Source organism: Stenotrophomonas sp. STEN054 (assembly GCF_056854535.1).
Map to the genome: position 1 here is coordinate 1 of NZ_JBXFWG010000030.1, position 12,382 is coordinate 12,382.

The 12,382-nt window shown below is 68.4% G+C and carries 8 protein-coding genes and 1 pseudogene; 5 read left to right on the plus strand and 4 right to left on the minus strand.

Going from position 1 to position 12,382, the window contains the following annotated elements; translation table 11 throughout:
* Positions 1-456 precede the first annotated feature (456 nt).
* Positions 457-2,571: a glycosyl hydrolase family 18 protein gene (locus AC1VXD_RS12820; RefSeq protein WP_482992356.1), complete on the plus strand. Its 2,115-nt coding sequence runs from the start codon at positions 457-459 to the stop codon at positions 2,569-2,571.
* Between the two features lie 80 nt (positions 2,572-2,651).
* Here the strand turns inward: AC1VXD_RS12820 and AC1VXD_RS12825 are convergent, their stop codons facing one another.
* Both AC1VXD_RS12825 and xerD read right to left on the minus strand, forming a co-directional pair.
* Positions 2,652-3,446 carry a DsbC family protein gene (locus AC1VXD_RS12825; protein ID WP_482992357.1) on the minus strand — a complete coding sequence of 265 codons (795 nt, stop codon included), beginning with the start codon at positions 3,444-3,446 and terminating at the stop codon, positions 2,652-2,654.
* A 98-nt stretch (positions 3,447-3,544) separates the two neighbouring features.
* Positions 3,545-4,522, minus strand: a complete 978-nt coding sequence (xerD, locus tag AC1VXD_RS12830) for a site-specific tyrosine recombinase XerD (protein WP_482992358.1) — start codon at positions 4,520-4,522, stop codon at positions 3,545-3,547.
* Between the two features lie 56 nt (positions 4,523-4,578).
* Between xerD and AC1VXD_RS12835 the strand changes: the two genes are divergently transcribed.
* Positions 4,579-5,070 (plus strand): RDD family protein, encoded by a 492-nt coding sequence (locus tag AC1VXD_RS12835; protein ID WP_482992359.1) that lies wholly within the window; start codon positions 4,579-4,581, stop codon positions 5,068-5,070.
* A 62-nt stretch (positions 5,071-5,132) separates the two neighbouring features.
* Here the strand turns inward: AC1VXD_RS12835 and lptG are convergent, their stop codons facing one another.
* The gene (lptG, locus tag AC1VXD_RS12840) at positions 5,133-6,233 is read right to left on the minus strand and encodes an LPS export ABC transporter permease LptG (RefSeq protein WP_482992360.1); all 1,101 of its coding nucleotides are present in this window, start codon (positions 6,231-6,233) and stop codon (positions 5,133-5,135) included.
* Positions 6,230-7,312 (minus strand): LPS export ABC transporter permease LptF, encoded by a 1,083-nt coding sequence (gene lptF / locus AC1VXD_RS12845; protein WP_482992361.1) that lies wholly within the window; start codon positions 7,310-7,312, stop codon positions 6,230-6,232. The genes lptG and lptF overlap by 4 nt, the downstream gene beginning before the upstream one ends.
* 104 nt (positions 7,313-7,416) lie before the next feature.
* Here lptF and AC1VXD_RS12850 point away from each other — a divergent pair, with 104 nt between their 5' ends.
* The 3 genes and pseudogenes from AC1VXD_RS12850 to AC1VXD_RS12860 all read left to right on the plus strand — a co-directional run.
* Positions 7,417-8,910: a leucyl aminopeptidase gene (locus tag AC1VXD_RS12850; RefSeq protein ID WP_482992362.1), complete on the plus strand. Its 1,494-nt coding sequence runs from the start codon at positions 7,417-7,419 to the stop codon at positions 8,908-8,910.
* A 96-nt stretch (positions 8,911-9,006) separates the two neighbouring features.
* Positions 9,007-9,432, plus strand: a complete 426-nt coding sequence (locus tag AC1VXD_RS12855) for a DNA polymerase III subunit chi (protein WP_108745936.1) — start codon at positions 9,007-9,009, stop codon at positions 9,430-9,432.
* Positions 9,433-9,504: 72 nt separating this feature from the next.
* Positions 9,505-12,330 (plus strand): annotated as a pseudogene (locus AC1VXD_RS12860) (valine--tRNA ligase); the annotation flags it as partial.
* Positions 12,331-12,382 lie beyond the last annotated feature (52 nt).

A 12,382-nucleotide genomic window follows, 5' to 3' on the forward strand; every position in this document is an offset into this window, starting at 1 on the left:
GCTACGGCGGGTGGCGCGAGACATAAGGGGACCTCCAAGTACGATTCAGTATCGCTTCTTGGCGTCCGCTGCTGGGGGACCAGATCAGTGAGCCGCATGGATGCGGCGACCGAACCTCCAGGGACGGATTTACGGCGTCCCCTGCGCAGCCCACCCGCCCGGCCAACCCACAAAATCCACAACCCGCCCCAGCCACGAGGGGGCCCCGCCGATGGCAGCCAACTGCGCGACAGCGCCGCCCTGCGCGGAAACCCCGAAATCCCGGAACCATGCGCTCGCTCACGGATTGACCGGGCAATTGATGACAACGTTGTCCCCACCTGGCCCCGGACTCTTTCCCCGGTAACCCAGGTACCCCGTCCGCCCCCACCGTCGCCCCCCTCCCGGGCGACGTCCGGACCTGCGTCACGCGCGGCGCCATCCGGCCCGCGCGCCACCGGAAGTCGGAGATACACCATGTACGACAAGCTTGTGCAGAGTGCCGATGTACGCAGTGCCGTATGTTCCTCCCGCCCACCACGCCCTCGCCGACTGGCCTGGCTGCTGGCCTTGGCCGCCGGGGCGGCCGCCCTGCCCGGCCTGGCCCAGGCCGCCAGCTGTACCGGCGTGGCGCAGTGGGACCAGGCCAAAATCTACCGGGCCGGCGACACCCTGCAGAAGGGAGGGGTCCTGTACCGGGCGAACCAGGACATCTGGAACGCGCCGCCGGACCACCCGGCCGGGGCGCCCTACTACACCAACCTCGGCGCCTGTGATGGCAGCGGCGCCAACCAGCCGCCGGTGGTCAGCCTGACCTCGCCGGCCAATGGCGCCACCTTCAGCGCCGGCAGCACGGTCACGGTCAGTGCGACGGCCAGCGACCCGGACGGCAGCGTCAGCAAGGTCGAGTTCTTCCGCGATGGCAGTTCGATCGGCGTCGACACCAGCGCGCCCTACAGCGCCAGCTGGGCCAACGCCAGCGCCGGCAGTCACACCCTGCGCGCGGTGGCCACCGACAACAACAACGCCACCACCAGCACGCCCACCCTCACCATCACCGTCAACGCGGCCAGCGGCGACACCACCGCGCCCAGCGTGCCCGGCGGCCTGGCCGTGGGTACCCGCACCGCCAGCAGCATCGCGCTGAGCTGGAGCCCCTCCACCGACAACACCGGGGGCAGCGGCCTGGCCGGCTACGACGTGTACCGCGACGGCAGCCTGGTCGGCTCGCCATCCAGCGCCAGCTACGTCGATGGTGGCCTGACCGCATCGACCACCTACCGCTACCGGGTACGCGCCCGTGACAACGCCGGCAACGCCTCGGCACAGGGCACCGAGATCAGCGCCACCACGCTGGCCGGCAGCGGCGGCGGCACAGGCAAGCGTGTCATCGGCTACTTCACCCAGTGGGGCATCTACGGCCGCAGCTACCGGGTGAAGAACATCGACAGCAGTGGCTCGGCCGCGCGCCTGACCCACATCAACTACGCCTTCGGCAACGTGCGCAACAACCGCTGCGAAGTGGGCGTCACCCAGCCCTCGGACCCCAACACCGGCGCAGGGGGCGATGCGTTCGCCGATTACAGCAAGGCCTTCGGTGCCGGCGAGAGCGTCAGTGGCAGCGCCGATACCTGGGACCAGCCGCTGCGCGGCAACTGGAACCAGCTCAAGCAGCTCAAGGCAAAGTACCCGAATCTGAAGGTGCTGATCTCGCTGGGTGGCTGGACCTGGTCACGCGGCTTCTCCAGCGCGGCACGCCCGGAAAACCGCCAGGCCTTCGTCGCCTCCTGCATCGACGCCTATATCAAGGGCAACCTGCCGGTGACCGACGGTGCCGGTGGTACCGGTGCGGCGCTGGGCGTGTTCGACGGCATCGACATCGACTGGGAATACCCGGTGGCCTGCGGCATCGAATGTGGCAAGCCGGAGGACAACGCCAACTTCACCGCGCTGATGGCGGAGTTCCGCCGCCAGCTCGATGCGGTGCGTCCGGGCCTGCTGCTGACCGTGGCCGTGGGTGCAGGCATCGACAAGGTCCGCGTCACCGACCCGGCGGCGTACCACCCGTACCTGGATTACATCAACGTGATGACCTACGACTTCCACGGCGCGTGGGATGCGAAGACCAATCACCAGTCGGCGCTGTTCGATTCGCCCAACGACCCATCCACTGGCGACCAGAAGCTGTACAACAGCAACGACGCCATCGAGGCCTTCATCAGCCGAGGCGTGCCTGCCGCCAAGCTCAACCTGGGCATCGGCTACTACGGCCGTGGCTGGACCGGCGTGGCCAGCGGCAACAACGGCATGTACCAGACCGCCGGCGGCGCCGCACCGGGTACCTACGAGGCCGGCATCGAAGACTGGAAGGTGCTGAAGAACCTGGCCTGGCAGGGCTATACCGACAACACCGCCGGTGCCACCTGGATCTACAACGGCAGCACGCTGTGGAGCTTCGATACCCCGGCCAACATCACCCGCAAGATGGGCTACGTGAAAACGCAGGGCCTGGGTGGTGCGTTCGTCTGGGAATTCAGTGGTGACGATGCGCAGGGCACGCTGACAAAGGCGGTGAGTGATGGCCTGAAATAAGCAAAAAGCCGGGGACGCATAGCGTCCCCGGCCTCCACATGGATTCAATCTCCGCCGGGCATGGCCCGGCGACGTTGCGGTCAGCGCTTGGCGGACAGCTTTTCCAGCGCTGCACGGAGCTGCGCCGGCGGCAGGTAGCCGCCCAGCTGGGTGCCATCGGCCGCGAAGATGGCCGGTGTGCCGTTGACGCCCAGCTGCTGGCCCAGCGCGTACTGCATGGCCACCGGATTGGTGCAGTTCTTCGCCGGCACGCTGCCGCCACGCTTGGCATTGGTCAGCGCCTGGCGGCGATCGGCGGCGCACCAGACCGAGATCATGTCGACGTAATCCTTGCTGCCCAGGCCCATGCGCGGGAAGGCGAGGTATTCCACCGAAATGCCGTTGCGGTTGAGCTCGGCGATGTCCTGGTGCAGCTTGCGGCAGTAGCCGCACTCGATATCGGTGAACACGCTGATGGTGTACTTCGCGTTGGGCGCGGCAAACACGATGCGGTCACCGTGATTGGCCTTGGCCAGCAGGTCGCGGCGGTGGCCGAGCAGCCCTTCGCTATTGGCCGGGCCCTTGGCCTGGATGTCGTAGGGCTGAGACTGGAACAGGTAGCGACCGTCGTCGGACACGTACAGCAGCTGGCCGGACACCAGCACTTCGCGGAAGCCGGGGAACGGCGCCGAGCCGATGTAATCCACCTTGGAACCGGGGATGAGCGTGGCGAGCGCGGCGCGCACCGTCTGTTCGGAGGCGCCATTGGTGGCCGCAGCGCCCGGGCTGGCCTTGGCGGCCGCGGCCGCCGGGGCCTTGGCGGCGGGCGCCGCCGGTTGCGCGCAGGCGGTAAGGCTGACCGCGCTGAACAGTGCAGCGATGGCAAATCGGAACATGGGCAATCCGCTGGGAATCAGACCCCGGATTCTGACACAGGCGCGTGTGATGGGCCGCGACCGCGCGCATGCCCTGGGTGATGCGCCGCGCAGTCCGTTCAGCCGCGCGGGTGGTGCCGCGCGTGCAGCTTCTGCAGGTGTTCGCGTGCCACCAGAGTGTAGATCTGGGTGGTGGACAGTGAACTGTGGCCCAGCAGCATCTGCAGCGCGCGCAGGTCCGCGCCCCGGTTCAACAGGTGGGTGGCGAAGCTGTGGCGCAGGCCGTGCGGGCTGATCTGCGCCGGATCGATGCCGGCCACCTGCGCATGGCGTTTGACCAGGTGCCAGAACGCCTGCCGGGTCAGCGCATGCAGGCTCGGCTCGATGAACAACGGCGTCTGCCCATCGGCCAGCGCGTGCACCTTGCCCTTGCCCACCAGCTGCGGCCGCGACTGCTGCAGGTAACGTTCCAGCCAATGCTGCGATTCCTCGCCCAGCGGCACCAGGCGCTCCTTGCTGCCCTTGCCGGTCACCCGCAGCACGCCCTGGCGCAGGTTGACCGCGGTGGCCGGCAGCAGCACCAGCTCGCTCACGCGCAGGCCGGCGGCATACATCAGTTCCAGCATGGCGCGGTCGCGCAGGCCCAGCGGGCTGTCGATGTCCGGCGCGGCCAGCAGGGCGTCGATCTGGCTTTCGGCCAGCGCCTTGGGCAGCAGCCTGGGCAGCTTGGGCGGGTCGAGCAGCGCGCTGGGGTCTTCGCTGCGCTCGCCGCGGCGCACGCCATCGGCGAAGAACGCGCGCAGCGCCGACAGCAGGCGCGCGTTGCTGCGCGGCGACCAGCCATGGCGGGTGCGCCAGGCCAGGTAATCGAACAGGCCGGAGCGTTCGATGCCGGCCAGGCCGCCCTCGCGGCCATCCATCCAGCGCGCAAGCCCTTCCAGGTCACGCCGGTAGCTGTCCAGGGTGGCGCGGGCCAGGCCGTTCTCGGCCCAGATCGCATCGAGGAAGCGCTGGATGCGCACGCTGTCGTCGGCGCGCAGTTCCGGCAGCTGGGTAACCAGCTGGCGGCGTTCGGCAGGGGTGGAAATAACGGCCATGCGTGCAGGATACGAGGGCCACTGCGGGCGCGGCCAGCTTTGCGTATGCTCGGCGCATGTCCCGCCCTGCCACCGACACGGCCACTGCGGCCGCCACCGCAACGCCCCGCCCGCGTGCGCTGCTGCCGTGGCGCGTGCTGGCGATGGTCTATGACGCCTTGCCGGTGCTGGCGCTGTGGATGCTGGCCGGCACGCTGTTCACCCTGGCCTACACCTTCAGCGGCCATGCGCAACGCGAGAACATCGCGCCCTTCAGCGCCTGGCAGTGGCTGTTGTGGGCGGTGTGCTGGGCGGTGACCGGGTGGTACGCCACGGCCAGCTGGCGCCGCGGCGGGCAGACCCTGGGCATGCGGCCGTGGCGGCTGAAGCTGGAATCGCGTGATGGCACGCCGCTGCGGCGCCGCCAGCTGTGGCTGCGCTTCGCGGTGGCCACGCTGTCGCTGCTGCTGGGTGGGCTGGGCTTCTGGTGGGCGTGGCTGGACCGGCAGCGCCTGACCTGGCATGACCGCGCCAGCGGCACCCGCGTGGTGCGGATGCCGAAGCGCTGAGAAAACCCGCCGGGCATGGCCCGCTGCTACCCGAGTAGAGTCGAGCTTGCTCGACTACGCTGCTACCTGCGCCGGAACAGCCAGCCGGACACCGCCAGCATGACGATCGGCGGCAACGCGTAGGCAATGCGGTAATCGAATTTCAGCGCACCGGCCATGCGCCCGAAGAACAGCTGCAGCAGCCAGAAGCCCAGCGCGAACAGGATGCCCAGGAACAGGCGCTTGCCCATGCCGCCGCTGCGCAGCGAACCGAACGCGAACGGCACGGCGGCCAGGCACAGCGCCAGCACGTTCAACGGGTAGAACCAGCGGCTCCAGTAGATATCCTCAAAATCGCGGGCATCCAGGCCGTTGCGCTCGCGGTACTCGATGCTGGTGCTCAACTCGCTCAACTTCAGGTTGCGCGGCTTGGCGATGCCGGTTGCCAGCGCACCGGCATCCAGCCTGGAATCCCAGGGCTCGCGTGCGGCTTCCTCGCGGGTCGCGCCACGCTCGGCGAAGGTGTCACGCTTGACCCCGGTCAGCACCCAGCCGTCCTTGTCATGCTCGGCGGTGGCGGCGTGGGTCAGCGAGGCGATGTTGCCGTCTTCGGCGATGCGGTACAGGCGCACATCACGCAGGATCAGCCGCGTGCCCTTGTCACCGACCAGCTGCTCTTCGCCGCTGGCGGCATTGAGGAAGGTGTCACCCTCGCGTGCCCACAGGCCCGAATAGCGGGCCGTGGTCGCATTGGTGCCCCACTTGGCGCTCATCTTCAGCGCATCGGCGCGGTTCTGACCCCACGGTCCGAGCGTCTCGGCACTGATCACCATCAGGCCGGTCAGCAACGACAGGGCAATTGCCACCGAGACGCTGAGTCGCCGGCGCGACAGGCCCAGTGCGCGCAGCGCGGTCAGCTCGGAGGTCGCCGCAAGCTGGCCCAGCCCCATCAGCGCGCCGATCACCGCGGCGGTCGGGAACATCGTGTAGGCACGGCGCGGCACGGTGTACAGCACCCAGGCCGCGGCATGGCCCAGCGAATAGCCGTTCTTGCCGATGTCCTTGAACTCACCGGAGAAGGCCATCACCACGTCCAGGCCGGTCAACACCGCCCAGGTAAGCAGCACGGTGGTGAACACCGCACGGCCCAGGTAGAAATCGAAACGCATCGGTCGCAGCTTCATGCGCGGGCTCCCTTCGGGCGCGCCAGGCGACCATCGCGGAAATACATCCACAGTGCGAAGCCGAGCAGCGGCAGGGTCAGCCACCACAGGCCGACCGCAGGCGGAATCCTGCCGTTGGCGATCCAGCCACTGCCGATGAACATCAGGTTGGTACCAACCATGTAGGCAAGCAGGGCCAGCATCATCCGGCCATAGCGCTGCTGGCGCGGCGAGCTGCGGCCCAGCGGCACGGTCAGCAGGGCGAAGGCCAGGGCGATCAGCGGCGGAGCGATGCGGCGATGCAGCTGGGCCTTGGCCTCGGCGCGGTCGTCACCCAGCAGCTGCAGGGTCGGCATCAGCTCTGGGTCATCCTCGTCCTTGGCCTGGGCGCCGTCAGGCAGAGCCACGTCATTGCGGGCGAAGGTCGCCAGGCGGTAATCCAGCGCGCCGGCCAGCGGGCCCTCCACCTGGTGGCCGTCGTCCAGCTCCAGGAAGCGTTGCTGCTTGCCCTCGAAGAACATGCGGCCGCCGGCGGCGGAGACCACTTCCAGGCGGTCATCCTTCTGCCGCTGCAAAAACACCCGGCCAAGCGTGGTGCCATCGGGCGAGATCGAGGACAGGTAGACCACCCCGCCATTGGGCAGCGGGGTGAAGCGGCCCGGCTCCAGCCCGGCCATCAGCACGCTGCGGTTGGCGTTCTGGATCATCTGCTCGGCGGTGCGGCCGGCCCAGGGGCCCAGCCACAGCGAGCAGGCGCCGACCAGCACCACCACCGGCACCACCAGCAACAGCAGCGGCCGCAGCAGACGCTTGGGCCCCACGCCAATGGCGGTGATGACCGCCATTTCGGAATCGCGGTACAGGCGGGCGATGGACAGCAGCAGGCCCAGCATCAGTGCCAGTGGCAGGATGAGTGGCATGTAGGCGATGAACTGCAGGCCCAGCTGCGAGAACAGCAGCTTGGCCGGCAGCCGTCCGTCGGCGATGTTGCCGAGGATGTCCACCAGCACGCCGCCCACGCTGACCACCAGCAGGACGATCAGGGTAGCCAGGAAACTCTGGACGAAATCGCCCAGCAGGTATCGGTCGAGCTTCAGCATGGGGCGGTGGTTTAAACTCTGGGGTTCGTTCGCGGTGCCGCCCAGTCTACTGTCTGGGCGTAAACGGCCTGCGATTGTACGGACTCGCCAATGGAATCTGCTCAATGGCCCTCGAATTCACCCTGAACCACCTCGCGCCGGCCGTCGCCGGCGTCGACTGCCTGGTCGTCGGCGCCTATGCCGACCACTCCCTGACCCCGGCCGCCCAGGCCCTGGACGCCGCCAGCGGTGGCCGCCTGACCGCCCTGGCCCAGCGCGGCGACCTGTCCGGCAAGACCGGCGCCACCACCCTGCTGCATGACCTGCCGGGCGTCAGCGCTCCGCGCGTGCTGGTGGTCGGCCTGGGCGAAGCCGCCCGTTTCGGCGTCCCGCAATACCTGAAGGCCGTCGGCGACGCCGTGCGCGCGCTCAAGGCCGGCGCCGCCCGCAGCGCGCTGTTCACCCTGTCCGAAGTGGCCGTGAAGGACCGCGATGCGGCCTGGGCGATCCGCCAGGCGGTGATCGCCGCCGACCACGCTGCCTACCGCTACACCGCCACCCTGGGCAAGAAGAAGGCCGATGATGCCGGCCTGGCCCAGCTGGCCATTGCGGGTGACGACGCCCAGGCCCTGGCCCAGGGCCAGGCCATCGCCGCCGGTGTCGAGTTCGCCCGCGAGCTGGGCAACCTGCCGCCGAACTACTGCACCCCGGCCTACCTGGCTGAAGTGGGCGTGAAGTTCGCCGGCGAGCACGACGGCGCCGAAGCGGAGATCCTCGACGAGCACCAGATGGAAGCGCTGGGCATGGGCTCGCTGCTGGCCGTGGCCCGTGGTTCGGCCAACCGCCCGCGCCTGGTAGTGCTGAAGTGGACGGGCCTTTCAGGCGAAGGCGCCCGCGACGCCAAGCCGTACGTGCTGGTCGGCAAGGGCATCACCTTCGATACCGGCGGCGTCAACCTGAAGACCCAGGGCGGCATCGAGGAGATGAAGTACGACATGTGCGGTGGCGCCAACGTCATCGGCACCTTCGTCGCCGCCGTGAAGGCCAAGCTGCCGCTGAACCTGGTGGTGGTGGTGCCGGCGGTGGAAAACGCCATCGACGGCAATGCCTACCGTCCGTCCGACGTGATCACCTCGATGTCGGGCAAGACCATCGAAGTCGGCAACACCGACGCTGAGGGCCGCCTGATCCTGTGCGACGCGCTGACCTACGCGCAGCGCTTCGAGCCGGCCGCGCTGGTCGACGTGGCCACCCTGACCGGCGCCTGCCTGGTCGCGCTGGGCCACCAGACCGCCGGCCTGATGAGCAAGCACGACGACCTGGCCAACGAGCTGCTGGCCGCCGGCGAGCACGTGTTCGACCGCGCCTGGCGTCTGCCGCTGTGGGATGAGTACCAGCCGATGCTGGATTCCAGCTTCGCCGACGTCTACAACATCGGCGGCCGCTGGGCCGGCGCCATCACCGCCGGCTGCTTCCTGTCGCGCTTCGCCGAAGGCCAGCGCTGGGCCCACCTGGACATCGCCGGCGTGGCCAGCGACGAAGGCAAGCGTGGCATGGCCACCGGCCGCCCGGTCGGCCTGCTGAGCCAGTGGCTGCTGGACCAGGTCGCCCGCGCCTGACGCCGTACCTGCCCCTGGCCGGCGCCCGCCGGCCGGGGCATCCTCCGGCCTGCCCCCGCCCGGCATGCCGGGCCCCTGCCCGACCCGGACCCTGCCATGCCCCGCGCTGATTTCTACCTGATCGCCAAGCCCCGTTTCCTGACCGAGCCGCTGCGCCTGGTCTGCGAACTGGCGCGCAAGGCCAACGATGCCGGGCTGCCTGCCCTGGTGCTGGCCCGCGACCAGGCCCAGGCCGAAGAGCTGGACGAACTGCTCTGGTCGTTCGACGAGGATGCCTACATCCCGCACCAGATCGTCGGCGAGGACGTGGACGAGGAAGAGGCCGTGGTGCTGATTTCCATCCCCGGTGACGAGGCGCCGATGCGCCCGCTGGTCATCAACCTGCGCGACGAACCCTGGCTGGGCCAGTGCGAGCGCGTGCTGGAAGTGGTGCCGGCCGACCCGGAAGCGCGCGAACCGCTGCGCGAACGCTGGCGCCAGTACAAGACCGCCGGCTACGACCTGAACAAGCACGACATGTGAGCGCGGCGTGGCCCCCTTGATGGGCCGCCCCGCTGCCCTGATCCTTCAACGATTACCTCCTGGTTCCCCCGCATGACCCAACTCGCCTCCAGCTACGACCCGAAGTCCTTCGAGACCGACCTCTACGAGGCCTGGGAGAACGCCGGCCACTTCAAGCCGTCCGGCAAGGGCGAGCCCTACACCATCCTGCTGCCGCCGCCGAACGTGACCGGCACCCTGCACATGGGCCATGCCTTCCAGCAGACCCTGATGGATGCGCTGGTGCGCTACCACCGCATGCGTGGATACGACACGCTGTGGCAGGTCGGTACAGACCATGCCGGCATCGCCACCGAAATGGTGGTCAGCCGCAACCTTGCGCTGGAAGGCAAGGGCGAGACCCGCGATTCGCTGGGCCGCGAAGGCTTCATCGGCAAGGTGTGGGAGTGGAAGCAGCAGTCCGGTGACACCATCGAGCGGCAGATGCGCCGCCTGGGCACCTCGGCCGACTGGTCGCGCAGCACCTTCACCATGGACCCGCAGCCGTCCGAGGCGGTGGTCGAGGCCTTCGTGCGCTGGCACGAACAGGGCCTGATCTACCGCGGCCAGCGCCTGGTCAACTGGGACCCGGTGCTGAAGACCGCGATCTCGGACCTGGAAGTGGAGAGCGCCGAGGAAGACGGTTTCCTGTGGTCGATCGCCTACACACTGGATGAAGGCCTGAGCTACGAGCACGTCGAGCGCGATGCCGACGGCGTGGAAACCCTGCGCGAAACCCGCGATTACCTGGTCGTGGCCACCACCCGCCCGGAAACCCTTCTGGGCGATACCGCAGTGATGGTGCACCCGGAAGACGAGCGCTATGCGCACCTGATCGGCCGGAGCGTGGTGCTGCCGCTGACCGGCCGTCGCGTGCCGGTGATCGCCGATGACTATGTCGACCGCGCGTTCGGTACCGGCGTGGTCAAGGTCACCCCGGCGCACGATTTCAACGATTACCAGGTGGGCGTGCGTCACAGCCTGCCGATGATCAACCTGTTCACCCCGGTGGCGGCGCTGAATGAAAACGCGCCCGAACGCTTCCAGGGCATGGACCGCTACGAAGCGCGCAAGGCCGTGCTGGGCGAACTGGAGGACCTGGGCATCCTGGTCGAGACCAAGGCGCACAAGCTGCAGGTGCCGCGCGGCGACCGTACCGGCCAGGTGATCGAGCCCTACCTGACCGACCAGTGGTTCGTGAAGATGGACGAGCTGGCGCGTCGTGGCCTGGAACTGGTCGAGAACGGTTCGATTTCGTTTGTCCCGCCGAACTGGATCAACACCTATCGCCACTGGATGAACAACATCCAGGACTGGTGCATCAGCCGCCAGCTGTGGTGGGGCCACCGCATTCCGGCCTGGTTCGATGCCGCCACCGGCAGCTGCTACGTCGGCCGCAGCGAAGACGAAGTGCGCGCGAAGAACAACCTGGGCAGCGACGTGGTGCTGAGCCAGGAAAGCGACGTGCTGGAAACCTGGTTCTCCTCGCAGATCTGGCCGTTCTCCACCCTGGGCTGGCCGAACGCGCAGGCCATGGCCGAGCGTGGCTTCGACCGCTACCTGCCGTCGTCGGTGCTGGTCACCGGCTTCGACATCATCTTCTTCTGGGTGGCGCGCATGATCATGGCCACCGACAACCTGACCGGGAAGATCCCGTTCAAGGACGTCTACTTCACCGGCCTGATCCGCGACGGCCAGGGCCAGAAGATGTCCAAGAGCAAGGGCAACGTGCTCGACCCGCTGGACATCATCGACGGCATCAGCATCGACGACCTGGTGGCCAAGCGCACCGGCGGCCTGATGCAGCCGAAGATGGTGGAGAAGATCGAGAAGGCCACCCGCAGGGAATTCCCGGACGGCATCGCCGCCCACGGTGCCGATGCGCTGCGCTTCACCATCGCCGCGCTGGCCACCCACGGCCGCGACATCAAGTTCGACATGAACCGCGCCGAGGGCTACAAGAACTTCTGCAACAAGCTGTGGAACGCCAGCCGCTTCACCCTGATGAACACCGAGGGTGCTGCGTTCACCGGCGTGCCGCAGCCGCGCACCGATGCCGAGCGCTGGATCCTCGCGCGCCTGGCCGCGGTGTCCGCCGAGGCGCAGGGCCACTACGCCAACTACCGCTTCGACCTGCTGTCGCAGTGCCTGTACGAGTTCGCCTGGAACGAGTTCTGCGACTGGTTCCTGGAGCTGAGCAAGCCGGCACTGAACGGTGGCGACGCCGCCGACGCCGACAGCACCCGCCACACCCTGCTGTACGTGCTGGAAGCGCTGCTGCGCCTGCTGCACCCGCTCACCCCGTTCATCACCGAACAGCTGTGGCAGCAGCTGGCCCCGCGCCTGGGCCTGGCCGAAACCACGCTGTCGCTGCGCCCGTACCCGACCGCCGACGAATTCGCCGGTGATTTCGCCCAGGCCGAGGCCGACGTGGAATGGCTGAAGGCCGTAATCAGTGCCGTGCGCCGCGTGCGCAGTGAACTGAACGTGGCCCCGTCCAAGCTGGTGCCGCTGCGCCTGCAGGCCGGCCTCGAACTGGACCGCGTGCGCATCGAACGCTTCAGCGCCCCGCTGTCGTTCCTGCTGAAGCTGGACAGCATCCAGTGGCTGGGCGAAGGCGAAAGCGCGCCGCCGGCCGCCGCCGCGATCGTGGGCGAGCTGAAGCTGCTGGTGCCACTGGAAGGCCTGGTTGATCTCGACGCCGAGCGTGCGCGCCTGGACAAGGAGATCAAGCGCGTGGAAAGCGAGAAGGAAAAGAGCGAGGCCAAGCTGGCAAAGTTCACCGACAAGGTGCCGCCTGCGGTGGTCGAGCAGGAGCGCGTGCGCCTGGTCGACTGGAACACCCAGCTGGCCGGCCTGCAGGAACAGCGCGCGAAGCTGTACGGGCTGCAGGCACACGGCCGCCGGGCTTGGCCGGGCGCTACCGTGGCGG